The organism is Acidovorax sp. A79, from assembly GCF_041154505.1.
In the GTDB taxonomy this organism is placed as follows: Bacteria; Pseudomonadota; Gammaproteobacteria; order Burkholderiales; family Burkholderiaceae_C; genus Acidovorax.
Genome location: NZ_AP028672.1, coordinates 3838916 through 3862114, shown reverse-complemented (window position 1 = coordinate 3862114; position 23199 = coordinate 3838916). Strand labels below are relative to the sequence as shown.

General features: G+C 65.7%; 22 protein-coding genes. 4 read left to right on the top strand and 18 right to left on the bottom strand.

The window, feature by feature from the left end; translation table 11 throughout:
- Positions 1 to 19: 19 nt before the first annotated feature.
- The 10 genes from gspG to ACAM51_RS17635 form a co-directional block, all read right to left on the bottom strand.
- Entirely contained in the window at positions 20 to 463 is a 444-nt protein-coding gene (gspG, locus tag ACAM51_RS17680) for a type II secretion system major pseudopilin GspG (RefSeq protein ID WP_255591270.1), read from the bottom strand.
- A gap of 24 nt (positions 464 to 487) precedes the next feature.
- Positions 488 to 1696 carry a type II secretion system F family protein gene (locus ACAM51_RS17675; protein WP_369641349.1) on the bottom strand — a complete coding sequence of 403 codons (1209 nt, stop codon included), beginning with the start codon at positions 1694 to 1696 and terminating at the stop codon, positions 488 to 490.
- Positions 1689 to 3407 carry a GspE/PulE family protein gene (locus ACAM51_RS17670; RefSeq protein WP_218340511.1) on the bottom strand — a complete coding sequence of 573 codons (1719 nt, stop codon included), beginning with the start codon at positions 3405 to 3407 and terminating at the stop codon, positions 1689 to 1691. The genes ACAM51_RS17675 and ACAM51_RS17670 overlap by 8 nt, the downstream gene beginning before the upstream one ends.
- A 72-nt stretch (positions 3408 to 3479) precedes the next feature.
- Positions 3480 to 4493, bottom strand: coding sequence for a glycosyltransferase family 2 protein (locus tag ACAM51_RS17665; RefSeq protein WP_369641348.1), 1014 nt, complete (start codon positions 4491 to 4493; stop codon positions 3480 to 3482).
- A complete protein-coding gene (locus ACAM51_RS17660; protein ID WP_369641347.1) occupies positions 4490 to 5677 on the bottom strand; it encodes a DUF1972 domain-containing protein in 1188 nt (395 codons plus the stop codon). Before ACAM51_RS17660 ends, ACAM51_RS17665 begins: the two co-directional genes overlap by 4 nt.
- A 2-nt stretch (positions 5678 to 5679) precedes the next feature.
- Positions 5680 to 6225: a dTDP-4-dehydrorhamnose 3,5-epimerase gene (rfbC, locus tag ACAM51_RS17655; RefSeq protein WP_218293183.1), complete on the bottom strand. Its 546-nt coding sequence runs from the start codon at positions 6223 to 6225 to the stop codon at positions 5680 to 5682.
- 6 nt (positions 6226 to 6231) lie between these two features.
- Complete coding sequence (gene rfbA / locus ACAM51_RS17650; RefSeq protein ID WP_218293182.1) at positions 6232 to 7116, bottom strand: glucose-1-phosphate thymidylyltransferase RfbA; 885 nt, start codon at positions 7114 to 7116, stop codon at positions 6232 to 6234.
- A 13-nt stretch (positions 7117 to 7129) separates the two neighbouring features.
- Positions 7130 to 8020: a dTDP-4-dehydrorhamnose reductase gene (gene rfbD / locus ACAM51_RS17645; RefSeq protein WP_369641346.1), complete on the bottom strand. Its 891-nt coding sequence runs from the start codon at positions 8018 to 8020 to the stop codon at positions 7130 to 7132.
- The gene (gene rfbB / locus ACAM51_RS17640) at positions 8017 to 9111 is read right to left on the bottom strand and encodes a dTDP-glucose 4,6-dehydratase (protein ID WP_369641345.1); all 1095 of its coding nucleotides are present in this window, start codon (positions 9109 to 9111) and stop codon (positions 8017 to 8019) included. The genes rfbD and rfbB overlap by 4 nt, the downstream gene beginning before the upstream one ends.
- Positions 9112 to 9222: 111 nt before the next feature.
- Positions 9223 to 11211, bottom strand: a complete 1989-nt coding sequence (locus ACAM51_RS17635) for an SDR family oxidoreductase (protein ID WP_369641344.1) — start codon at positions 11209 to 11211, stop codon at positions 9223 to 9225.
- Between the two features lie 227 nt (positions 11212 to 11438).
- On the opposite strand from ACAM51_RS17635, the gene ACAM51_RS17630 reads away from it, so the two are divergent.
- The 3 genes from ACAM51_RS17630 (at position 11439) to ACAM51_RS17620 (ending at position 13804) form a co-directional block, all read left to right on the top strand.
- Entirely contained in the window at positions 11439 to 12041 is a 603-nt protein-coding gene (locus ACAM51_RS17630; RefSeq protein ID WP_218293178.1) for a phasin family protein, read from the top strand.
- Between the two features lie 249 nt (positions 12042 to 12290).
- Positions 12291 to 12953, top strand: coding sequence for a TetR/AcrR family transcriptional regulator (locus tag ACAM51_RS17625; RefSeq protein WP_218293177.1), 663 nt, complete (start codon positions 12291 to 12293; stop codon positions 12951 to 12953).
- A 77-nt stretch (positions 12954 to 13030) separates the two neighbouring features.
- A complete protein-coding gene (locus tag ACAM51_RS17620) occupies positions 13031 to 13804 on the top strand; it encodes a hypothetical protein (protein WP_218293176.1) in 774 nt (257 codons plus the stop codon).
- A 101-nt stretch (positions 13805 to 13905) separates the two neighbouring features.
- Here ACAM51_RS17620 and ACAM51_RS17615 read toward each other — a convergent pair whose 3' ends face one another.
- Positions 13906 to 14673: a type III pantothenate kinase gene (locus ACAM51_RS17615; RefSeq protein WP_218293175.1), complete on the bottom strand. Its 768-nt coding sequence runs from the start codon at positions 14671 to 14673 to the stop codon at positions 13906 to 13908.
- A gap of 177 nt (positions 14674 to 14850) precedes the next feature.
- Here ACAM51_RS17615 and lysM point away from each other — a divergent pair, with 177 nt between their 5' ends.
- Positions 14851 to 15333 (top strand): peptidoglycan-binding protein LysM, encoded by a 483-nt coding sequence (gene lysM / locus ACAM51_RS17610; protein ID WP_218293174.1) that lies wholly within the window; start codon positions 14851 to 14853, stop codon positions 15331 to 15333.
- 87 nt (positions 15334 to 15420) lie between these two features.
- Here the strand turns inward: lysM and ACAM51_RS17605 are convergent, their stop codons facing one another.
- The 7 genes from ACAM51_RS17605 to ACAM51_RS17575 all read right to left on the bottom strand — a co-directional run bounded on the left by ACAM51_RS17605 (position 15421) and on the right by ACAM51_RS17575 (position 23148).
- Positions 15421 to 15840: a rhodanese-like domain-containing protein gene (locus ACAM51_RS17605; RefSeq protein ID WP_218293173.1), complete on the bottom strand. Its 420-nt coding sequence runs from the start codon at positions 15838 to 15840 to the stop codon at positions 15421 to 15423.
- 71 nt (positions 15841 to 15911) lie between these two features.
- Complete coding sequence (locus tag ACAM51_RS17600) at positions 15912 to 16889, bottom strand: M48 family metallopeptidase (protein ID WP_369641343.1); 978 nt, start codon at positions 16887 to 16889, stop codon at positions 15912 to 15914.
- Between the two features lie 164 nt (positions 16890 to 17053).
- On the bottom strand, positions 17054 to 17800 hold the full coding sequence (locus ACAM51_RS17595; RefSeq protein WP_218293171.1) for a 1-acyl-sn-glycerol-3-phosphate acyltransferase: 747 nt from the start codon (positions 17798 to 17800) through the stop codon (positions 17054 to 17056).
- Positions 17801 to 17864: 64 nt separating this feature from the next.
- A complete protein-coding gene (gene gmhB / locus ACAM51_RS17590) occupies positions 17865 to 18479 on the bottom strand; it encodes a D-glycero-beta-D-manno-heptose 1,7-bisphosphate 7-phosphatase (RefSeq protein ID WP_218293170.1) in 615 nt (204 codons plus the stop codon).
- Positions 18480 to 18531: 52 nt separating this feature from the next.
- Positions 18532 to 20673 (bottom strand): glycine--tRNA ligase subunit beta, encoded by a 2142-nt coding sequence (glyS, locus tag ACAM51_RS17585; RefSeq protein WP_369641342.1) that lies wholly within the window; start codon positions 20671 to 20673, stop codon positions 18532 to 18534.
- Positions 20674 to 20684: 11 nt separating this feature from the next.
- Complete coding sequence (gene glyQ, locus ACAM51_RS17580; RefSeq protein ID WP_369641341.1) at positions 20685 to 21590, bottom strand: glycine--tRNA ligase subunit alpha; 906 nt, start codon at positions 21588 to 21590, stop codon at positions 20685 to 20687.
- A 487-nt stretch (positions 21591 to 22077) separates the two neighbouring features.
- Positions 22078 to 23148: a type II asparaginase gene (locus ACAM51_RS17575; protein WP_218293168.1), complete on the bottom strand. Its 1071-nt coding sequence runs from the start codon at positions 23146 to 23148 to the stop codon at positions 22078 to 22080.
- Positions 23149 to 23199: the final 51 nt, after the last annotated feature.

The window sequence follows — 23199 nt, the reverse complement described above, 5'->3', positions numbered from 1 at the left end:
CTGCAAACGGGGACGCGGCTCAGTTAAAAACGTCCGAGTTTTCGCCATCCCCGCCCTGCTTGGCATCGGCCCCCAGGGAAAACACGTCCGGCCCCCCGTTGCGGCCCGGGTTCTTGTAAAGATAGGCGGCACCCCATGGGTCAGAAGGCAGACCCTTCTTCAAGTATGGGCCATTCCAGCCCGGCGCTGTCGCGGGCCGGTCCGCCAGGGCGCGCAGCCCCTCGGCGTCGTTGGGGTAACGGCCCACATCCAGTTTGAAGAGATCCAGGCTTTGTTCGATTTCAGAAATCTGAATACGGGCGGTCTTGGACTTGGCGCCGCCAAGCTGATCCAGCACCTTCGGGCCCACCAGCCCTGCAAGCAGCGTGAGGATCACCAACACCACCAGCAATTCGATCAGTGTGAAGCCCGACGAACGCTTCGCCCGCGCCATTCCGTTGCTGCCAGAATTCTTTACATTCATATCAAATCTCTTAAACAATCAAAATCAAATTGTGTCGTTAATCGACAAGACACCGCCCAGGATTGCAATAATGATGAATGCGACCAAGGCCCCCAGAATAATAATTATCAAAGGCTCCATGGCCGCCAAGACACGCCCCATGGTCCGGCGGCCCTCATCCTCGTAGCGATCCGCCAAGCCCAGCAGCGTAATATCCAGTTGGCCGGTTTCCTCTGCCACGCGAATGAGCTGCGGAGTGCTGGATTTTGCAAAGTACGGAGACGAAAAACCCGTGGAAAGCCGCTTGCCGGTTTTCACGATACCGACCAGCGGCTCGATATCCTTGCGCAGCGCGGTATTGGTCAACGTATCCACTGCAATGCGCAAGGCATCCACCATCGGAACGCCCCGCTGCAGCAAAATGCCGAAGGTCCGGAAATAGATGGCGAACTGCAGGTTCCGCAGCACCTTGCCGAACAGGGGAAGATCCAGCAGCACGCTGTCGAGACGCAACCGCCCCGTGGGCGTTGCGCTCCATCGCGAGCCCAGGAACAGCGCAACCGCCAAGCCTAACAGGATCGCCATCCAGTGGGAGCGGATCAGATCGCTGAGGTCGACCACCAGCCGGGTCGAATAGGGCAGCTTGTCGCCCATGGAGTCGAAGATTTCCCGGAACTGGGGAACCACGAACGCCAGCAGGAGAACGACGGACAAGACAGCGACCACCAGCAAGATGACCGGGTACGTCATGGAAGAAATGACGTAGTTGCGCAGCTTGTCCTCGGCCTCGAGCTGGACCGTGAGTTCCTTCAGGACCACATGCAGCGAACCAGAGGTTTCCCCGGCCCGTATCAGGACCAGATACTGGCGCCCCAGGTCCCGCTCGAAAGGCAGCAGAGACTGGTACAGCGATTTCCCGCCCCGTACCCCCTCCTCCACCTTGGCAATGAATGCTTTCAGCCGCTCCGTGTTCGCCGTCTCCTTGAGCATGACCAGCGCCTTGTCGAGCGGCATGTTGGCCTGCTTGAGGTGTGCCATTTCACGGCTGAACAGCAGTATTTCGCTGCGCTTGAGCTTTGCGCCCCGGCCTTGCGGCTCATCCTGGGAGACCGCCCCCGATCCATCCGCGATGCGCACCGGTGTCACGCCCTGCCCGATAAGCCGCAGCCGCGCACTTTCCAGATTCAGCGCGCGGACGGTCCCCTGGCAGGCCTTGCCCTCGGACGTGATGCCATCGTATTGAAATTCAATCATTTTGACGAGCGACGCGCAGGACTTCTTCTGCCGTTGTCAGACCCTTGAAGACCTTGGTGGCGCCATCCTGCAACAAGTTCCCCCCGGCATAGGCGCCGTCTTCGCTGCTGAGCTTGGAGCCCCTTTCAAGGACCACCTTCTTGACGTCTTCCGTGAGGACCAGCAGTTCATGGACGGCGATCCGCCCCCGATAGCCCGTGCCCCGGCAGGCGGCACAACCCACGGATTTGTAAATGACCTGCCCCTCTTGCAAAGGCACCCCCAGGGATGCCGCCGCGGCCTGCGCCTGGTCCGGCAAAAGCGGGGTCTTGCACTCCTCGCACAGCTTGCGCACCAGGCGTTGCGCCAGCACGCCGACCACGGATGCCGTGATCAGATAGGGCTCCACCCCCATGTTGATCAGGCGGACGATGGCGCCGAGCGCACTGTTGGTGTGCAGCGTGGACATGACCAGGTGACCCGTCAGCGCGGCCTGCACGGCGATTTCGGCGGTTTCGCCATCGCGCATTTCTCCGATCATGATGACGTCCGGGTCCTGGCGCAGGAAAGAGCGCAGCACCTTGGCAAAGGTCAGTCCGATCTGGGGCTGCACCTGCACCTGGTTGAGCCACTGCAACCGGTACTCCACCGGGTCTTCCACCGTCAGGATCTTGAGGTTTTCGCCCTCCAGCTCCTGCATCGAGGCATACAGCGTAGTGGATTTACCCGACCCCGTGGGCCCTGTCACCAGAAAGATGCCATGCGGCACGCTCAGAAGCTGGCGCATGGTTTTCAGCGTGGGCGGCGTGAAATGCAGGCTTTCCAGTGAAAGCAGGTCGAAGTTTTTTTCCAGCAACCGCATGACGACGGATTCGCCGAACATGGTGGGGATGGTGGACACGCGCGAGTCCATTTCCTTTCCATGCACGCGCAGCTTGGTGCGGCCATCCTGGGGCATCCGGCGTTCCGCAATGTCCAGTTGCGAGAGGATCTTGATGCGGGACACGACCGCGGGGGCATCCTTGTTGTCGATCTCGTCGATGGGATACAGCTCGCCGTCCACCCGAATGCGGACCACCGATTTTTCTTCGTAGGTTTCGATATGGATGTCCGAGGCCTGGGCTGCCACCGCCTGTGAAAGGATGTGGCTCACCCGCTGGATGATGGGGGCCTCCGAGGCCATGTCCCGCAGGTGCTCGATGAATTCGGAGGCCTCGAACTGGTCGCCCCCGGTTTCTTCGTTCTGTTCGGGGTCCTGGACGTACCACTCGTTGAGCTGGCTGGATATTTCGGTTTCGAGGCCGAAGAATATCTTCGGCACATCCCCGAACACCAGGCGCAATGCATCGCGCAATGCAGCGCTCCGGGGGTCCACCGATGCAAACTCCGGCATGGAGTCCGCATCCTCCGCATTGCCCAGGGGAAGCAGGTTGTTGGCCAGCAAGAAGCTGGTATTGAGCCGCGACGTGGCGGGCTTCTCCTTGGGGAAGGCGTCCTGGCGCACCAGAGGCAGGTCAATCTGCCGGGAGAGTGCGGCGTACACGTCGACCTCGGAAACCAGTCCCAGGCTGATGAGCAGGCGGCCCAGGCGTCCGCCCATGGAGCGCTGGACCTCCAGCGCCCTCTCCAGGTCGTTGCGCGACAATTTCTGGTCCGCAAGGAGCATCTCCCCGAGCCTGGGCGCAGCGACATCAACGCTTTCCACTTCACCTACTTCAGCCGAGAGCTTCATTACCGACGCCTTTGAACATTCTTTCAACAACCAAAATACCCAGGCATGATTTGCATCACCCGCAGGGGCGAATCACTTGAACCACAACAAACAGCGGCTTAATCGATCCAGCTCGGGACCCACATAATATTGGCGATATCCCACAATCCTCGCCACAAGCGGCCCGTCCCTCCACGCCAAGTATTTTGACACGTAGCCCTCGTCCAGCCCCAGGGCTCGCAACCGCTGCTGCAGCGCCCGGGCCTGCAGATAGGTGCCCTCTCCCAGCGACCTGACGCGCCTGACGACCCCGCGGCCGTTGGTGAAAAAGCGCAGCAAGCGCGTCCCCAGGCTGCGGTCCTTGGCGCCCAGTTGATTGGCGCCATGCTGGCGGTACAGGATCTGCGGGGTGCGAAGGAAGCTCCGACGGCCACTCCCGCTCACCAGCGCACACCACCAGTCATGCATGATGGCATGGGGCGGCATGGGCAAGGCCATCTGCAGCAGGGTGCGGTTCACCATCATCGTGCATCCCGTCACCTCGTTCACGCTGAGCAGGGAGAGCGGGGAACATTGCCGGGGATCCATCCTCTGGTACGCGGCGAACGAATCGGAGATCACATTCAGGCTCTCGTCGACCACGGTCAGATCGCCATGGACCAGGCAGGGCAGGCCACGCCCTCCTTCCTCCTCCATCCGCATCATCTCCTGCAACGAAACCTCTATTTTCCGGGGCAGCCAGACATCGTCCTGGTCCGAGAACACGGCCCATTCCGCCAGCCCGTCACGCAGGCTGGCTGCCATGAGATTCTCGAAATTGCGGACAACCCCATGGCCACGCGACGGATGGGGCAGCACCACCAGCTGCTCGCCAAAGCGCTCCTTGGAGCGCTCCAGGATCGCCAGCGTCGCATCCGAGGAGCCATCGTCGCTGACCAGGAGCCGGAAGTTCCTGTGTGTCTGGGCCCAGATCGAGTCGAGCTGGCCTTCGAGGTACTTGGCCCCGTTGTAGGTTGCCAGCAGCACATCCACCAGCGGCAGCGCCGTGGTGGCAGCCCCGCCGGATCCAGCGGGCAAGGAAATGGGCCCATCCGCGTGGGAGATCACGGCGCCCTCGTGCCTGCCGCCGCGCTGCGAGGGCGGCATTCCGAATGCATCAGCGCCTCATAGGCATCCGTGATGCCATCCCAGGTGTAGTGCTCCGCCACAATGCCCCGCGCGCGCTGGGCGCGCCGGTGCCGCAGGGCGTCCGACTCGCGCACCACCAGATCCAGGCTGCGCGCGAGCTGCTCGGGGGTCGCAAAATAGTCGGCCGCATCGCGCGCAACCTCGCGGTTGAACGGGTTGTCGTGCGCGATCACCCAGTTTCCACAGGCCAGGGCCTCCAGAAGCGAAGGGTTCGTCCCCCCCACCGAATGGCCATGCAGGTAGCAGGCGGCATGCACGCGCAGGCTCGCCAGCTGCCCGCCGTCGTAGATGCCCCCGATGAACCGCACGCGCTCACTCGCGTGCTGCTGCAACTGCCGCTGGTAGGCCGTGGCACCCGAGACATCCCCCACGATGACGAGTGGCCAGTCTCCGCCGTGCATCACATGGCCCTGGATGATCTCGAGGATATGGTTCTCTGGCTCGGGCCGCGCCACCACCAGCATGTACCGATGGGCTTGCAGGCCCCAGAGGGAAAGCACGGCAGGGTCCACTTGCCGCCCCTCGACCAGTTCCGCGCCGTAGGCGATGAAGCTCGACGGCGCCCCCCGGGGATAGGTCTGGCGGAACCGCTGCGCAATGGCCTCGGCGTCGGCGATGAGGCGCGTCGCGGCCTTGGTGGTTACCCATTCCATGCAACGCAAATACAGGCGCGCGCCCCGGCCCCATTTGCTGCGGGCCCATTCGAGCCCATCCACGTTGATCCAGACCGGGACACCGAACACCCGGGGCCACCAGCAGGCCCATGCAGCGCCATAGCCCAGCATGTAGACAAGGTCGTAGCCACGGCAGGCATCCCAGAGGCAAGCACAATCGTAGGCCAGGACCGATGCCGCCCCCCACCGCGGACGGCGCTTGTACCGCACGCGAACACCCTGGTAGAAAGTGTCCTGCACCGACGACTCGCCGGTTTCCGCATACACGGTGACCTCATGGCCCCGCGCCACCAGGCGGGTAGCGAGCTGTTCGGCGAATGTCTCGAACCCCCCATAACTCGCCGGAATGCCCCGGGCTCCGAGGATGGCGATCCGCAGCGCGGCCGGATTTGTGCGGGCGCCGGTCGCAAGCACCTGCGTCGGTGCCAAGCTCAAAGGTCCGCCTCGGCGAACCAGCGTCCCGCCTGGTCCTTCGCGGACAGCTGGATGGCGGCATCGACGGCAGGCCAGGCGATGGCCAGCTGTGGATCGTCCCAGCGGATGCAGCGTTCGTGCTCAGGGCTGTAGTAATCGGTGGTCTTGTAGAGGAAATCAGCCGATTCGGACACCACCAGGAAACCATGGGCAAGCCCCGGCGGCACCCAGAGCTGCCGGTGGTTGTCTTCCGTCAGCAGCGCTCCGACCCACTGGCCAAAGGTGGGCGATCCCTTGCGGATGTCAACGGCGACATCAAACGCCGCGCCCCGCACCACCCGCACCAGCTTGCCCTGGGCCCTGGGAGGCAGCTGGTAGTGCAGGCCACGCAGCACGCCCTGGCTGCTTCGGCTGTGGTTGTCCTGCACGAAGTCGCACTGGACGCCGGTAGCCTCCTGGAAGGCCTGCTGGTTGAAGCTCTCGTAGAAGAACCCCCGGCTGTCGCCGAACACCTTGGGCTCGATCAGTACGACATCAGGGATGGATTGGCGGATGGAATGCATGGCGGTTCAATAAACTTTGTCGTTCAGCAGGCGCTGAAGGTACTGGCCGTAACCGTTCTTGGACAGAGGCTGGGCCAGGCGCTCGAGCTGGGCACTGTCGATCCAGTTCGAGCGCCAGGCGATTTCTTCAGGGCACGCGATCTTGAGGCCCTGGCGGTGCTCCAGCGTGGCAATGAACTGGCTGGCCTCCAGCAGGCTCTCGTGGGTGCCCGTGTCCAGCCAGGCGTAGCCACGGCCCATGATCTCGACATTCAGCTGGCCCTGGTCCAGGTACAGGCGGTTCAGGTCGGTGATTTCAAGTTCACCCCGTGGCGACGGCTTGAGACTCTTTGCCATCTGTGCCACCTGGCTGTCATAGAAGTACAGGCCGGTGACGGCATAGCTGCTCTTGGGCTGGGCGGGCTTTTCCTCCAGGGACAGCACCTTGCCCTGTGCGTCGAATTCAGCCACGCCATAGCGTTCCGGGTCGTGCACATGGTAGGCAAACACGCTGGCACCCACCGTGCGCTGCTGTGCATTGCCGAGCAGCTCATGGAAATCATGGCCGTAGAAGATGTTGTCCCCCAGCACCAGGGCACTGGGCGCGCCGTCCAGGAATGCTTCACCGATGATGAAGGCCTGGGCCAGGCCATCCGGGCTGGGCTGCACGGCATATTGCAGGTTCAGCCCCCACTGGCTGCCATCGCCCAGCAGTTGCTCGAAGCGCGGGGTGTCCTGCGGCGTGCTGATGACCAGGATGTCACGGATGCCCGCGAGCATCAGCGTGCTCAGCGGGTAGTAGATCATGGGCTTGTCGTAGACCGGCAGCAGTTGCTTGCTGATGGCCAGGGTGGCCGGGTGCAGCCGGGTGCCAGAGCCTCCGGCGAGGATGATGCCTTTGCGTTGCGTCATGGTCAGGTGCCGTTCAGAGAGTTTCAGCCAGCATGCGCGCCACGCCAGACTGCCAAGGCGGCATCTGCAGGCCAAAGGCGGCCTGCAGCTTGCCTGTGTTCAAGCGCGAGTTGTGAGGGCGCACCGCAGGGGTGGGGAATGCGCTTGTCGGAACTGGCGCCACTTCTTTTGCTTTGATTTCAATAGCAGGTTGTACAAGCTGTGCTTGCGCAAGAACGTATTTTGCGTATTCGTTCCAGTTCGTCTCGCCGGCCGCCACGCAGTGGTAGAGCCCGGCGTCCTGCGGGCGCTGCTGCAGGTGGCGCAGTGCATGGGCGGTCACATCCGCCAGCAGGTCCGCGCCGGTGGGGGCTCCCCACTGGTCATCGATGACGGTCAGGCGATTGCGCTCCTGGGCCAGGCGCAGCATGGTCTTGGCGAAGTTGCCGCCGCGCGCGGCGTAGACCCAGCTGGTGCGCAGGATCAGGTGCTTGGCACCGGCCTCTGCGATCAGCTGCTCGCCTTCGAGCTTGGTGCGGCCGTAGACGCTCAACGGGGCAGGCGCATCGGTCTCCACCCAGGGGCGGCGGCCGCTGCCGTCGAACACATAGTCGGTGCTGTAGTGCACCAGCCAGGCGCCCAGCCGCGCAGCCTCCTGCGCGATGGCGCCGGGAGTGGTGGCATTGAGCGTGCGCGCAAAGTCGGCCTCGCTCTCGGCCCTGTCCACGGCGGTATGGGCCGCGGCATTGACGATGACGTCGGGGCGCAGGGCGCGCACCGTGTCGACCACCCCTGCCGGGTTGGCAAAGTCGCCGCAGTGGTCGGTGCTGTCATGGTCCAGGGCCGTTACCGTGCCCAGCAAGGACAGGCTGCGCTGCAGCTCCCACCCGACCTGGCCGCCCTTGCCAAAGAGCAGGATGTTCATGCGCTGGCGTCCGCAACGGCTGCGGCTGGTGCCTCCTGCGCGTACTGGGTCTGCACCCAGTCGCGGTAGGCACCGGTCTGCACGCTGGCCACCCAGTCGGCATGCTCCAGGTACCACTGCACCGTCTTGCGGATGCCGGTGTCGAAGGTTTCGGCAGGCTTCCAGCCCAGCTCGCGCTCGATCTTGCGCGCGTCGATCGCGTAGCGGCGGTCGTGGCCGGGGCGGTCCTTCACATAGGTGATCTGGGTGCGGTAGCTCTGGCCGTCGGCACGGGGGCGCAGCTCGTCGAGCAGCGCACACACCATGTTCACGATCTCGATGTTGGGTTTCTCGTTCCAGCCGCCCACGTTGTAGGTCTCGCCGGGCGCACCGGCTTCGAGCACGCGGCGGATGGCGCTGCAGTGGTCCTTCACGTACAGCCAGTCGCGCACCTGCATGCCGTCGCCATACACGGGCAGGTTCTTGCCGGCCAGGGCGTTGACGATCATCAGCGGGATCAGCTTCTCGGGGAAGTGATAGGGACCGTAGTTGTTGCTGCAGTTGGTGGTGAGCACCGGCAGGCCGTAGGTGTGGTGCCAGGCGCGCACCAGGTGGTCGCTGGCGGCCTTGCTGGCGCTGTAGGGGCTGTTGGGCTCGAAGCCGCGTGTCTCGGCGAAGGCCGGGTCGGTGGGGGCCAGCGATCCGTACACCTCGTCGGTGGACACATGCAGGAAGCGGAACGCCGCGCGCTCGCACTCGGGCAGCGCGCTCCAGTGGGCGCGCACGGCCTCCAGCAGGCGGAACGATCCCACGATGTTGGTCTGGATGAAGTCTTCCGGCCCGTGGATGGAACGGTCCACATGCGACTCGGCCGCGAAGTTGACCACGGCGCGGGGCTTGTGCTCGGCCAGCAGGCGGGCCACCAGGGCGGTGTCGCCGATATCGCCCTGCACGAAGATGTGGCGCGCATCACCCTGAACACTGTCCAGGTTGTGCAGATTGCCAGCGTAGGTGAGCTTGTCGAGGTTGACCACGGGCTCGCTGGAGGCAGCAAGCCAGTCAAGAACGAAGTTGGCGCCAATGAAACCCGCGCCGCCAGTAACCAGAATCATAGGGAGGGCTGTGTGAAATGCCAGCTCGGCAGAACCCGCGATTATCCCACCCTGCCCGGCCACCAGGTAACAGAGTTCAACGCATGGGCATCTGCGCGGGCCGGACGGTCGTCAGAAGTGGATGCCGCGCATCATCTGCTGCAGCGCCACCGCCTCGGCCGACAGCTGCGGCTTGGCGCCCTTGTCACCCTTGGCGGCGGCGGTGGAATCCGGGAACATGCGAAAGCTGGTGTTCATCGTGATCTGCGCCACGCGGGGCACCAGCGCATGCAGCAGCTGGCCGGTGATGCCCAGGCGCGTGGCGATGCGCACCGGCTTGAAGATGCAGGCCTGGGCGATCATGTCGGCCGCCTCCTCGGGGCTCAGCGTGGGCACGTTGTTGTAGATCTTGGTGGGCGCGATCATGGGCGTGCGCACCAGCGGCATGTTGATGGTAGTGAAGGTGATGCCCTGGTCGGCGAACTCGCTCGATGCGCAGCGTGTCCAGGCATCCAGCGCCGCCTTGCTGGCCACATAGGCCGAAAAGCGCGGCGCGTTGGTCAGCACGCCGATGGAGCTGATGTTGACCACATGGCCCTTGCGCTTGGCCACCATGCCGGGCAGAAAGCCCATGGTCACGCGCAGGCAGCCGAAGTAGTTGAGCTGCATGGTGCGCTCGTAGTCGTGGAAGCGGTCGTAGCTCGACTCGATGGCACGGCGGATGGAGCGGCCCGCGTTATTGATCAGGAAGTCCACGCCGCCGTGGTTGTCGATCAGCAGCTGCACGAAGCGGTCGCAATCGGTCATGTCGGCGATGTCGGCCGAATACGCGATGAAGGCGTAGCCCTTGGCCTTGGCCTCCGCGCACGCCTCGTCGAGCTTGTCCTGGTCACGCCCGCAAATGATGGTGGTCGCACCCGCCTCGGCGAACTTGTGCGCCGCCGCCAGGCCGATGCCCGAAGACCCCCCGGTGATCAGCACGACCTTGCCCGCCACCGTGCCCTTGAGCGTGCGGTCGATGAACAGCTCGGGATCAAGATTGCGCTCCCAGTAGTCCCACAGGCGCCAGGCGTAGTCCTTGAGGTTGGGGCAGGTCACGCCCGAGCCCTTGAGCGCCGCCAGCGTTTCGCGGCAGTCAAAGCGCGTGGGGTAGTTCACGAAGGTGAGCATGTCCTCGGGCAGGCCCAGGTCCTTCATGACGGCATTGCGCACGCGGCGCACGGGCGCCAGGGCCATCAGGCTTTTCTTGATGCTCTTGGGGATGAAGCCGAGCAGCGCGGCGTTGACGAACAGGTTCATGCGCGGCGCATGCGCGGCGCGGCTGAAGATGTCGAGCACATCGCCCACGCGGTAGCCGACCGGGTCCACCAGATGGAAGCACTTCTTGCCGATGTCCTTCTGGTGGCTGATGACGTTGAGCGCGTTCACCACGAAGTCCACCGGCACGATGTTCACGCGCCCGCCCTCCAGGCCCACGGTGGGCATCCAGGGCGGCAGCAGCTGGCGCAGGCGCTGGATGAGCTTGAAGAAGTAATACGGGCCGTCGATCTTGTCCATCTCGCCGGTCGTGCTGTCGCCCACCACCATGGCGGGGCGGTACACCGTCCAGGGCACCTTGCAGTCCTGGCGCACGATCTTCTCGCTCTCGTGCTTGGTCTGGAAGTACGGGTGGTCCAGGCCCTCGGCCTCCTCGAACATGTCCTCGCGGAACACGCCTTCATACAGGCCCGCGGCAGCGATGGACGAGACGTGGTGGAAGTGCCCGGCGTCGATGGCCTTGGCCAGATCGACCGTGTTGCGCGTGCCCTCGATGTTCACGGCGACCTGGGTTTCCTCGTCCGCGGAGAGGTCATACACGGCGGCCAGGTGGTAGAAGTGGTCGATCTGCCCCTTGAGCTTCTTGACGTCTTCCGCAGCCACACCCAGCTTCTTCGCGGTGAGGTCGCCAAACACGGGAATGGCGCGCGTGGCACCCACGCCCCAGAAGCTGCGCAGGTCGGCCACCTTGTCCGCGCTTTCCTTGCGAAGCAGGAAATGCACCACCGCGCCCTTGCGCTCCAGCAGCTTCTTGACCAGCCGCTTGCCAATGAAACCCGTTGCCCCCGTCACGAAATACTGCATGGAAAACTCCTGTGAGATAGCTTCATTCTTGCCCAAGGCCTGCGCGCACCGATTCAGCAGAAACCCGCGCCGATCCTAGGGCCCGCAGCCCGGCGCGGGCTAGACGGCACGCTCTACATTTTTAGGAGCGCGCGCCTACACCTTGCGCGCCGCGCGGCGTACAGTGCGGCCATGCGTCAGAGGCAATCCGCCCTGGCAAACCCACCCAACCGCACAACGGAGGCCCCATGGTCAAGAAACTGCAGAAACTCAGCGCCGACAAGAAAAAGAGCAACGCCCAACTGTCCAGCACCGTCAAGGACTCCGCCCAGCAGATCTGGCTGGCGGGCCTGGGCGCCTTCTCCAAGGCGCAGGAAGAAGGCGGCCGGGTGTTCGAAGCCCTGGTCAAGGAAGGCCTGACCATCCAGCGCAAGACCCAGGCCGTGGCCGAGGAAAAGATCACCGAGGCCACCAGCCGCGTGACCACCATGGCCAGCGACATCGGCTCCAAGGCCCAGGGCCAGTGGGACAAGCTCGAGAACATCTTTGAAGACCGCGTCGCCAAGGCCCTGTCCAAGCTGGGCGTGCCATCGGCCCGCGACCTGCAGGCACTGAGCGCCCGCGTGGATGCACTGGCCAAGGGCGGCAAGGCAGCCCCCGCCAAGGCCGCAGCTGCCGCAAAGCCCGCCGCCAAGGCCCCGGCCAAGAAGGCCCCCGCGAAAAAGGCGGCCCCTGCCAAGGCGGCTGCAAAGCCCGCCGCCAAGGCCGCTCCGGCCAAGAAGGCCGCCGCCAAGAAGCCTGCCGCACGCGCGGCAGCCGACACCGGCGCCAACACCCCATCGGGCAGCTGATTGCACATCAGGCAGGCGGCAGGCAACACCACCGTGCCGCCCCTGAAAAAAAAGCGGCCAACGCGCGAGAGCGTGTTGGCCGCTTTTTTTGGCCGGAGCCCACGCCCTCGCGCCAGGCCGCCCACGACAGGGACGCAGCGGCGCTGATATGCAGGCGCGATGCCGCAGTGCAGCATTTCTGTGTCGGTTAGAGTAACCACCAGAGACATCGAAACAACGACGCAAAACGACGCGAAGGGGCCCGCACACATGGTGAAGAAAGCGCCACGCCGCACCGCAGAACGCATTCTGGAAGTGACACTGGACCTGTTCAACCGGTTCGGCGAACCCAACGTCTCCACCACCCTGATTTCCGCCGAGCTGCGCATCAGCCCGGGCAACCTCTACTACCACTATCCCGCCAAGGATGAGCTGATCAACGCGCTGTTCGACCGCTACGAACGCTCGCTCACCGAACTCCTCACGGCCAGTGACGGCGTGCGCAATGTGGAGGATGCCTGGTTCTTCATGCACACGCTGTTCGAGCTGATCTGGCAGTACCGCTTCCTGTACCGCGACCTGAACGACCTGCTGTCCAAGAACCGGCGCCTGGAAACCCACTTCCAGGCCATCCTCAAGAACAAGACCCGGGCCGTGCGCGCCATGCTCGATGGCATGGGCCGCGCGGACAGCCTGCACATCGACTCGCGCGAGCTGGAAGCCACCGCCACCAGCATGGTGGTGGTGCTGACCTACTGGCTGAGCTTCGAGTACGTGCGCGACCCGCGCCGCGCGCTGGAGCCTGAAAGCGCCCAGGCCGCGCTCCTGCGCGGCGCCCACCATGTGCTGAACCTGCTCATGCCCTACCTCGAAAGCAGCCAGCGGGCCCATCTGCTGGAGCTGGTGGGCGCTTACGCCGCTGCGCCGGGATAGGCGCAGGCAGCAAGCACCCGCCTCACGGCAGCACGACAGGCCCCCCCCTCCCACAAGAACTTCAGGAGACACACACCATGGCCAAATGGACCCCCTTCCCCCACGCAGGCGACTATGCGTTCGACGCCGCGAGCGTCAAGAAGCACTGGGCCCGGCTGCACAGCGGCGATGCCGAGCCCTGCCCCAAGGACACCGCGGTGCTCGAAGCCTGGGCGATGTTCCACAACGGCGACTTCGAGAAGGCAGCGGCGGCCGGCCTGGCGGCCGGCGGCCCTGGCATCACGGTGGCCAACAAGGCAGCCTCCATCTACGCCAACTACCTGGAGCAAAGGGAAAAGACCCGGCTCGACCTCTTCACCCAGGTGGCGGAGCGCGCCGAGGCGCAGGCCGCGGCGGAGCCCGGCAACGCCAATGCCTGGTACTGGCACGCCTACGCGCTGGGCCGCTACAGCCAGGGCATCAGCGTGGCCAAGGCGCTGGCACAGGGCCTGGGCGGCAAGGTGAAGGAATCGCTGGAGAAGGCCATCGCCCTGTCGCCCAAGCACGCCGATGCACGCATCGCGCTGGGCGCATTCCATGCCGAGGTGATCGACAAGGTGGGCTCGCTGATCGGCGGCATGACCTACGGCGCGAAGAAGGACACCGGACTCAAGCTGTTCCAGGAGGCCCTCAAGCTCAACCCCGGCTCGGCCATCTGCATGATCGAATACGCCAACGCCCTGGTCATGCTCGAAGGCGACAAGAAGATGAAGGAAGCCACCGGGTTCTACGAAAAGGCCGCCGCCAGCGAACCCGCCGATGCGATGGAGCGCCTGGACGTGGAGATGGCGCGCGCCGAACTGGAAGATTGAATTCGGAACACCCCCTGGCCTGGCCGCGCCCGTCCTGAAAATCCAGGACCGCCCGTGGCGCCGCGGAATGCGGCCGGGCCGCGAAGCCCGCGCGCTCCAGGTCAGCCGGCAAAGCGGCGCAAGGCAATCTCCAGCAGGCCGTCGAAGATCAGGTTGTCCACCAGTTCGAAAGGGCGCGTCATGCTGGGCGCCATCTTCCAGCCCGCGCCGCCGGTCATCAGGCACGCCGGCTCCTCGCCGCAGTGCTGGATGACGTGCTGCACCATGCGCTCCACGGCCCCCGCGATCGCATAGGTGCCGCCGCTGGTGAGGGCATCGCTGGTGTTGGTGGGAAACATGCGCACCTCGCCCGTGGGCACGTGCAGCCCGGCGGTCCCGGACTCCAGCGCGCGCAGCATGATGCCGTGGCCCGGCAGGATGAGCCCGCCCATGAACCGGCCCTCGGTGTCGATGCACTCCACCGTGACCGCCGTGCCCACCATGACGACCACCAGCGGCCGCGCCGGGCCCTGGCGCAGCACATGGTGGCGCGCACCGACCATGGCGACCCACCGGTCGGAGCCCAGGCGCGAGGGATGGTCGTAGCCGTTGGCAAGGCCTGCCTCCTGCGCCGACGACACCACCCACGAGGGCTCGACGTTCCAGATCTCCATCTGCTCCTCGACCCGGCGCTTGACGGCGTCGCCCGCCACCACGCACCCCAGCATGCGCTGGGGGTGCGGCAAGGGCGCCCAGCTGCCCTCGGCCAGGCGGTCGATGTGGTCCAGAAACTCGGCGCCATGCGCCAGCAGCGCAGCCCCGGGGCGGGGAGCGTCGTACAACGCCCATTTGAGACGGGTGTTGCCGACGTCGATGGCCAGAAATGTCATGCGGGGGATTATCCCGAGTTTTGCGGCGCCCCCGCGTACCCGCGGCGACAGGCGCCGGCGGCGGGATGGCGCGGAAAGAATGTCAAAAATCGTTTCGCGCGCCTGTGCGACACACCAGCGCCACGCTTTGCACGCTACAGTGGTCGTTCCTGTTTCTGCAACTTTAGGAGGTACGACATGGGTCTTTTCAGTTTCATCAAGGAAGCCGGCGAAAAGCTGTTCGGCGGCAAGGAGGCCCAGGCAGCCACGGCCGCTGCGCCCACGCAGGATGAACTCAATGCCAAGGCGGCCAAGGCCATCGAGACCTACATCGCGGCCCAGAACCTGGGCGCCAGCAACGTGCAGGTGGCGTTCGACGGCACGCAGGGCAAGGTCACCGTGAAGGGCACCGCCCCCACGCAAGGCGCCAAGGAAAAAGTCACCCTGTGCTGCGGCAACGTGGCCAGCGTGACCAGCGTCGAGAACCTGATGGAGGTGACCAATCCCGAGCCCGAGGCCCAGTACCACGACGTGGTGCGCGGCGACACGCTCAGCGCCATCGCCAAGAAGTTCTATGGCGACGCCAACAAGTACCCCGCGATCTTCGAGGCCAACAAGCCCATGCTGACCCATCCCGACAAGATCTACCCCGGCCAGAAGCTGCGCATTCCGCCGCTTTGAGCAGGGCAAGACGTCCTGACGGGCAAGCGGGCCACCAGGCCCGCTTTTTTTTGGGCGCGCCCATCGCGCGCACCGGCGGGTCGTCTCTCAGTTTTGCCGCCAGGGCAGCCCGTGAAAGCGCCAGCCGCCCTTCCTGCCGCGCTGGCCCTGGGCGTCGGCATCTCCCTCGAAACCTTCCAGGATGTTGTAGGCCGTGAAGCCCAGTTCGGTGGCGCGTCGCGCCGCGGCGATGGAGCGCACGCCGCTGCGGCACAGCATCACCAGCGTGGCGCCGGCGGGTGCGGCCGCGCGCAGCTGGGTGTCGAATCCGGCGTTCAGGGCCATGCCTGGCCACTGCTTCCAGGCCACGGCGGCGCCCCCGGGCACCTGTCCCACCCATTCGCGTTCGGCGTCGCTGCGCACGTCCACCAGCACGGCCTGGCCGGCCTGCATCCACTGCCAGGCCTGCTGCGGCGTGACATCGCCCGCGTAGCCTTCGGCGGGAGTGATCGTTTGCGGGATGGTCATCAGCTAGCTCCTTTCATCTCGGTTAACCGGTCCACGGGACGGGCCCACGGCCCGCCACAGGGGCGAATGCGTCACTCCCACAGCGGAGCGGGTTCATCGCGCAGGCGGCTGCGCAGCACCGCGTAGTCGGGCACCACGGTGGCCACGGTGTCCCAGAAGCGCAGGCTGTGGTCCATCACGCGCAGGTGGGCCAGCTCGTGGGCCACCACATAGTCGATGATGGCCGGGCGGTAGTGCAGCAGGCGCCAGTTCAGGCGGATGGAGCCGTCGGCCTTGGCGCTGCCCCAGCGGGTCTGCGCGCTGGACAGGCGCAGGCTGGCCCAGCGCACCCCCAGCAGCGGGGCGAAGTGGTCCAGCCGCGCGGTGAAGTGGCGGCGTGCATCGCGCATGAGCCAGGCCTGCACGGCGTCGCGGATCTGGGCGGCGCTGGCACTGTGGGGCAGGCCGATGTGCAGGCTGCGGGCGACGGCGATGCCCTCTTCCCCGGCCGAGGGCGGCGCGGACGGCACCAGCGCCCCGCCCCTGCCGGCAAAGCCATGGCTTGGGTCCAGCACCACCGTGAGCGGCTCGCCCAGGTACGGCAACACCGCGCCATGGGCCCAGACGATGCGGCCGCCCTCCATGCGCTGCTGGCGCTCGCGGGCCTCCGACAGCTTGCGCAGGATCCAGTCCGACTTGTCGCGCAGCGCGGCGTCCACCGCCGAAAGGGTCACCCAGCTGGGCGCGCGCACCGACAGGCCATCCGCGCCCACGGTGAAGCCGATGGTGCGTCGCCGTGCGCGCTGCAGCGCATAGGCGACCACGGCGTCGCCCAGCAGCACTTCGCGGCTGGCCTGCGGGTGGCGGAACTCGGCCGGGGACAGCAGGGACGGCAAGGGCACCGCCGGTGCCGCAGGCCCGCTTGCTATCGTTTTAGGAGCTACCAGCGCTTGATCATTCTGCGCCAGCGGCGCTCCAGGCTTGAAACCTGAAGCCTGCGCCGCCGGTGCCGCAACCGGTGCGGCCGGCGGGTCGAAAAGGTCGAGCGCCAATTGCACAAGCCGGTGCATGGAATCAACAGCTCCCCAGCGACGAGCAGCCATCCAGAGCATCCGGCACCGGCGCTTCCCAGGCCAGCGGCCGCCGCGCCAGGGCCGCCCCGCCACGCTGGCGGCGCCTTGCCGGCATGCGCTGGTGGCGCCCTCGCGCAGCGCGGCACTTCAGGAGAAGCAGCTCAGGGGGTGTTCTCATAGGCCTCGGGGTCCAGGCGGCGCATCTCGGCCTCGATCCAGGCCTCGACCTCGCGCATCAGCTCGTCGGGCTGGCGGCCCACGCTGGAAATGGGTTTGCCGATGGACACGTCCACCACGCCGGGCCGCTTGATGAAGGCCTTGCGCGGCCAGACCTTGGCCGAGGTCACGGCGATGGGCACCACGGGCGCGCCGGTGTCGATGGCCAGGCGCGTGCCGCCGGTCTTGTAGTTGCCCTTGCGCCCGCGCTCGATGCGCGTGCCCTCGGGGAACATGATGATCCAGATGCCCTTGGCCAGCAGGTCCTTGCCCTGCTGCACCACCTTGTTGAACGCCTGCGTGCGCTGGTTGCGGTCGATGTGGATCATGTCCAGGCGGCCAATCGCCCAGCCAAAGAAGGGAACGTAGAGCAGCTCCTTCTTGAACACGTAGGCCAGCGGGCGCGGCATGATCGTGGGCATGAGGAAGGTTTCGTACGTGGACTGGTGCTTGACCAGCAGCACGGCCCCGGCGTTCTCGCCCTGCGGGAGGTTTTCCATGCCGGTCACATGGGCGCGGACGCCCAGGATCACCCGGGCACCGCTGATGCACAGCGACAGCCATGCCCGTGCGATGCGGTACAGCGGCCCTCCGCGCACGCCCAGCAGGGTGCCCAGCATGATGGCCAGCGCATAGGGCACGACGGTGATGCCCATCCAGAGAAGGTGAATGACGGAACGGATAAAAGCCATTTTTAGGAGTTTTCGGCTGCCAGCGCTTGATCATCAAGCGCTGGAAGCTATTAAATTAATAGCATCAAGACGATGGGGCACTGCCGTGCAGGGGCAGGGGAATGGCCGCCAGCGCTGCCGCCGGCACCTGCACCGCGGGCAGCAGCTGGTCCACGAAATCCCCCAGGCTGGCGTGCACCAGCGTGCCCGCCGGAATGCCCGCCGGCAGCGGCCCACCGGGGTGCACCTGGGCCGACTGCCCCGTGCACACCAGGTGCAGCTGCGCGCCCAGCGCGGCGCCGGCCTGCAGATGGGCGGCACAGCTGCCCACCACCCGCACGTCCTGCCGCTCCACGCCATAGCGGTCGCTGATCTGCTCCAGCAGGCCCGGGGCGGGCTTGCGGCAGGCGCACTCCTCGTCGGCCGCGTGCGGGCAGTAGAACACCGCGTCGATGCGCCCCCCCACGGCGGCCACCTGCCGGTGCATCTTGGTATGGATGGCATTGAGGGCCACCACGTCGAACAGCCCCCGGCCCAGCCCCGGCTGATTGGTCGCCACCACCACATGCCAGCCGGCATGGTTCAGGCGCGCGATGGCTTCGAGCGCGCCCGGCACGGCGGTCCACTCGTCGGCAGAGGTGATGTAGTCCTCCCCCAGCGGGTTGAGGGTGCCGTCGCGGTCGAGGATGGCGAGTTTCATGGGGCTTGGTTACCTTGTGAGAATCGCCAGCCTATCAGCTTGGGCCATCCGGTCAAACGGCCAGGCGCGAGAGGTCGGCCACGCGGTTCATCGCGTTGTGCAGCATCTTGAGCAGACCCAGGCGGTTCATCCGCACATCCAGCTGCTCGGCGTTGACCATCACGTCGTCGAAGAACGCATCCACCGGCGCGCGCAGCACGGCCAGGGTCTGCAGGCTGGCGGTGTAGTCGCCCGCGTCGAACTGGGCGTTGGCCTCGGGCACGAAGCGCTGCAGCGCGGCGTACAGGTCCTGCTCGGCCTTTTCCTGCAGCAGCTCGGGGTTCACGTGGGCATCCACAGCGCCTTCGACCTCGGCCTTCTTCAGGATGTTGCCCACGCGCTTGTTGGCCGCGGCCAGGGCCGGGCTTTCGGGCAGTGCGGCAAAGGCGCGCACGGCCGCGAGCTGCTTTTCGACCAGGGCCAGGCGCTGCGGGCGCAGGGCCATGACGGCGTCGACCTCCTGTGCGCGGTAGCCCTGCTCGCGCAGGCTGCCGGCGAGGCGGTCGTAGATGAAGTCGGCCAGGGGCGCCGATGCGTCGGTGATCTTGTCGCCAAAGGCGGGCACGGCACCGGCCAGCAGGTCGTTGAGCTGCAGTGGCAGGTCTTTTTCGACCAGCATGCGGATCACGCCCAGCGCATGGCGGCGCAGCGCGAACGGATCGCGGTCGCCGGTGGGCAGGTTGCCGATGCCGAACATGCCGACCAGGGTTTCCAGCTTGTCGGCCAGCGCGACAGACACACCCACCAAACTGGTGGGTAAGAAGTCGCCAGAAAAACGTGGGCAGTAATGGTCAGAAATAGCGTTTGCAATTTCCTCGCTCAAGCCATCGTTGCGGGCGTAGTAGTTACCCATGATGCCCTGCAGCTCCGGAAACTCCCCCACCATATCCGTCAGCAAGTCGGCCTTGGCGAGACGCGCAGCCAACACTGCCTTTTCGGCAAGCTCCGCGCCACCCAGTTGCTGTCCGATGAATTTCGCGATGGAGCACACACGCTCCATGCGCTCGCCTTGAGTGCCAAGCTTGTTGTGGTAGACAACTTTGGAGAGTCCCGCGACCCGAGACTCCAGGGTCTTCTTGCGGTCCTGGTCGAAGAAGAACTTCGCGTCGGCCAGGCGCGGGCGCACCACGCGCTCGTTGCCGCCGGTCACGAAGCTCGTGTCTTCGGGGCTGATGTTGCTCACCACCAGGAACTTGTGGGTGAGCTTGCCCGCGGCGTCCAGCAGCGGAAAGTACTTCTGGTTGGCCTTCATCGTGAGGATCAGGCATTCCTGTGGCACGTCGAGGAACTCGGTCTCGAACGAGCAGGTGACCACGTTGGGCCGCTCGACCAGCGCGGTCACTTCGTCGAGCAGGGCCTCATCTTCGATGGGGCGCGCGCCGTTGCCCACCTGGGCGGCGGCTGCGGCCAGTTGGCGGACGATCTCGGCCTTGCGCTCGGCAAAGGATGCGATCACGGCGCCGTCTTTTCGCAGCGTGGCGGCATAGCTGTCGGCGTCTGCCAGCACCACGGGCGACACGGCGGCTTCAAACCGGTGGCCCTGCGTGCTGTTGCCCGCCGACAGGCCCAGCGCCTTCACCGGCACCACGGTGCTGCCATGCAACGCCACCAGGCCGTGCGCGGGGCGCACGAAGTTCACGCTGGTCCAGCCGGGCAGTTCGCAGTCGGTCTCGAGCTGGTAGCTCATGACCTTGGGGATGGGCAGCTTGGCGATGGCTTCCTGCAGCGCTTTCTGCAGGCCGTCCTGCAGCGTCGCGCCGGGCACCACGCTGTCGTAGAACAGGGCCTCGGCCTTGCCGTCCTGCGCGCGCTTGAGCGCCGCCACGGCGGCTGCCGGGTCGGACACATCCGCACCCAGGGCCTGCAGCTTTTTCAACAGCGCCGGGCTGGCGTTGCCGCTGGCGTCGAGCCCCACGGTCACGGGCATGAGCTTTTGCTGCACGGCCTTGTCAGCCGCCTTGCCGGCCACGCCGGTCACATGCGCGGCCAGGCGGCGGGGCGAGGCAAAGGGCGTGACCACGGACGCTGCCGTGGCCAGGCCCTGCGCCTTGAGCTGGTCGCCCAGCACGGTGGCAAAGGCATCGCCCAGCTTCTGCAGCGCCTTGGGCGGCAGCTCTTCGACAAACAGTTCAACGAGAAGGTTTTGGGTTGTCATCGTCATTTCTCTCACGCAGCCTTCTTCGTCATCTGGTCCACCCACTCGCGCGGCGCCATGGGGAAGCCCAGGCGCTCGCGGCTCTCGTAGTAGCTCTGCGCCACGGCACGGGCCAGGTTGCGGATGCGGCCGATGTACGCGGCGCGCTCGGTCACGCTGATGGCGCCGCGCGCATCCAGCAGGTTGAAGCTGTGCGCGGCCTTGAGGACCTGCTCGTAGGCGGGCAGCGCCAGCTGCTGCTCCATCAGGTACTTGGCCTGCTTTTCGTGCGCGTTGAAGGCGGTGAACAGGAAGTCCGCGTCGCTGTGCTCGAAGTTGTAGGTGGACTGCTCCACCTCGTTTTGCTTGTACACGTCGCCATAGCTCAGCGTGTCGGTCCACTTGAGGTTGTAGACGTTGTCGACGCCCTGCAGGTACATGGCCAGGCGCTCCAGGCCATAGGTGATCTCGCCGGTGGCGGGCTTGCAGTCGATGCCACCCACCTGCTGGAAGTAGGTGAACTGCGTCACTTCCATGCCGTTGAGCCACACCTCCCAGCCCAGGCCCCAGGCGCCGAGCGTGGGGTTCTCCCAGTCGTCCTCGACAAAGCGGATGTCGTTCTTCTTGAGGTCGAAACCGAGGGCTTCGAGCGACCCCAGGTACAGCTCCAGGATGTTGGCCGGCGCGGGCTTGAGCACTACCTGGTATTGGTAGTAATGCTGCAGCCGGTTGGGGTTCTCGCCGTAGCGGCCGTCCTTGGGGCGGCGGCTGGGCTGCACGTAGGCGGCCTTCCAGGGCTCGGGTCCGATGGCGCGCAGGAAGGTGGCGGTGTGCGATGTGCCGGCGCCCACTTCCATGTCGTAGGGCTGCAAAAGAGCGCAACCCTGCGCGTCCCAGTAGGACTGCAGCTTCAAGATGATTTGCTGGAATGTCAACATGGCGTCTGTGGCACTGGCAAGCCAGGGCCGGGCAAGTAGGAGGAGAAAAGAAAAACGATGCAAGGCGTGGGCGCAAGGCCTGCCGACCACCCCGGGCAGCACGGACGGGCATCGCACACGCGAACCGATCATTTTACGGCGCCGCAGCAAGGCCGCCCTGCAAACACCGCGACGCCACCGCCAGTCGCTGCCAGCAGCCGGAGGTCGAAACCGCCCGCCCCATGAAAAAAGGCCAGAGCCCTCGTGGAGCCCCAGCCTTTCCAACCCATCCGCGCCGCCCATAAGCCACCGCGTGCAGGTGCCGCCCTTGCAGGCAACCATCGGTGCACAGCAGTGCACCAAATCAGTAAAAAATCCGTCGCTCGCCATACCCAGCCCGTACAACAAGGCGCGCCGTTATCGCGAGAGCACCCGTGGATCTGGCTCCGCCAGTCCACCGGGTGCGTCCCCCTCAGGGGGGAAGGCGCGCAGCGCCTCAGGGGGGAGCTCAATACTCCCAGAAGATGCGTTGCAGCTCTTTGCTGTCGTTGGTCTTGGTGAGCGCCACCATGGCAAGGATGCGGGCCTTTTGCGGACGCAGGTCATGCGCCACCACCCAGTCGTACTTGTCGTCAGGCTGCTCGGCATTGCGCAGCACGAAACCGTCGGGCACGCGGGCCGAGCGCACGATCTGCACGCCCGCCGCACGCAGCGCCTTGAGCGAATCCACCGCCTGCGCGGCCACCGAGCCGTTGCCCGTGCCGGCGTGGATCAGCGCCTTCACGCCGGCCTTGCCGTAGGCCTCAATGCCCGTGGTGTTCATGTTGCCGTAGCCGTACACGATGTCCACGGCGGGCAGGGCCTGGATCTCGTCGATGTTGAACTCGGAATTGGCGGTGTGGCGCTTGACGGGCGCGCGGAACCAGTAGTTCTTGCCCTCCACCACCATGCCCAGCGGGCCCCACTGGCTCTTGAAGGCCTCGGTCTTGATGTTGATGGTCTTGCTCACGTCGCGGCCGCTCTGGATCTCGTCGTTCATGGTGACGAGCACGCCCTTGCCGGCGGCGTCCTTGCTGGCCGCCACGCTCACGGCGTCGTACAGGTTCAGCGCGCCGTCGGCCGACAGGGCCGTGCCGGGGCGCATGGAGCCGACCACGACGATGGGCTTGTTCGTGCGCACGACCAGGTTCAGGAAGTACGCGGTTTCTTCCAGGGTGTCGGTGCCGTGGGTGATGACGATGCCGTCCACGTCGGCCTGCTTGGACAGGGCCGAGACACGCTGGCCGAGCTTGAGCAGGTGCTCGTTGGTGAAGCTCTCGGAGGCGATCTGGAACACCTGCTCGCCCGAGACCTTGGCGACGCTGGCCAGTTCCGGCAGGCCCGCCAGCAGCTTGTCGACCGGCACCTTGGCCGCGGCGTAGGTGGCGCTGTTGGCGGCCGAGGCGCCTGCACCGGCGATGGTGCCGCCCGTGGCAAGCACCACGACATGGGGCTTGGCGGCCTGGGCCATGGCCACGGCCGAGGCGGCGGACAGCAGCAGGCCGGCCAGCCAGCGGTGCACGGGGGGGGAAATGCGCATGACAGAAATCTCCAGACAGTTGTTATGAAGAGGCCGCCAGCGGAATGCGCT

Excerpts from the sequence above, each read along its gene's own strand:
- gspG (WP_255591270.1), bottom strand. The coding sequence starts at position 463 with ATGAATGTAAAGAATTCTGGCAGCAACGGAATGGCGCGGGCGAAGCGT.
- ACAM51_RS17675 (WP_369641349.1), bottom strand. The coding sequence starts at position 1,696 with ATGATTGAATTTCAATACGATGGCATCACGTCCGAGGGCAAGGCCTGC.
- ACAM51_RS17670 (WP_218340511.1), bottom strand. The coding sequence starts at position 3,407 with ATGAAGCTCTCGGCTGAAGTAGGTGAAGTGGAAAGCGTTGATGTCGCT.
- rfbC (WP_218293183.1), bottom strand. The coding sequence starts at position 6,225 with ATGCATTCCATCCGCCAATCCATCCCTGATGTCGTACTGATCGAGCCC.
- rfbA (WP_218293182.1), bottom strand. The coding sequence starts at position 7,116 with ATGACGCAACGCAAAGGCATCATCCTCGCCGGAGGCTCTGGCACCCGG.
- rfbD (WP_369641346.1), bottom strand. The coding sequence starts at position 8,020 with ATGAACATCCTGCTCTTTGGCAAGGGCGGCCAGGTCGGGTGGGAGCTG.
- rfbB (WP_369641345.1), bottom strand. The coding sequence starts at position 9,111 with ATGATTCTGGTTACTGGCGGCGCGGGTTTCATTGGCGCCAACTTCGTT.
- ACAM51_RS17635 (WP_369641344.1), bottom strand. The coding sequence starts at position 11,211 with ATGCAGTATTTCGTGACGGGGGCAACGGGTTTCATTGGCAAGCGGCTG.
- ACAM51_RS17630 (WP_218293178.1), top strand. The coding sequence starts at position 11,439 with ATGGTCAAGAAACTGCAGAAACTCAGCGCCGACAAGAAAAAGAGCAAC.
- ACAM51_RS17625 (WP_218293177.1), top strand. The coding sequence starts at position 12,291 with ATGGTGAAGAAAGCGCCACGCCGCACCGCAGAACGCATTCTGGAAGTG.
- ACAM51_RS17620 (WP_218293176.1), top strand. The coding sequence starts at position 13,031 with ATGGCCAAATGGACCCCCTTCCCCCACGCAGGCGACTATGCGTTCGAC.
- ACAM51_RS17615 (WP_218293175.1), bottom strand. The coding sequence starts at position 14,673 with ATGACATTTCTGGCCATCGACGTCGGCAACACCCGTCTCAAATGGGCG.
- lysM (WP_218293174.1), top strand. The coding sequence starts at position 14,851 with ATGGGTCTTTTCAGTTTCATCAAGGAAGCCGGCGAAAAGCTGTTCGGC.
- ACAM51_RS17605 (WP_218293173.1), bottom strand. The coding sequence starts at position 15,840 with ATGACCATCCCGCAAACGATCACTCCCGCCGAAGGCTACGCGGGCGAT.
- ACAM51_RS17600 (WP_369641343.1), bottom strand. The coding sequence starts at position 16,889 with ATGCACCGGCTTGTGCAATTGGCGCTCGACCTTTTCGACCCGCCGGCC.
- ACAM51_RS17595 (WP_218293171.1), bottom strand. The coding sequence starts at position 17,800 with ATGGCTTTTATCCGTTCCGTCATTCACCTTCTCTGGATGGGCATCACC.
- gmhB (WP_218293170.1), bottom strand. The coding sequence starts at position 18,479 with ATGAAACTCGCCATCCTCGACCGCGACGGCACCCTCAACCCGCTGGGG.
- glyS (WP_369641342.1), bottom strand. The coding sequence starts at position 20,673 with ATGACAACCCAAAACCTTCTCGTTGAACTGTTTGTCGAAGAGCTGCCG.
- glyQ (WP_369641341.1), bottom strand. The coding sequence starts at position 21,590 with ATGTTGACATTCCAGCAAATCATCTTGAAGCTGCAGTCCTACTGGGAC.
- ACAM51_RS17575 (WP_218293168.1), bottom strand. The coding sequence starts at position 23,148 with ATGCGCATTTCCCCCCCCGTGCACCGCTGGCTGGCCGGCCTGCTGCTG.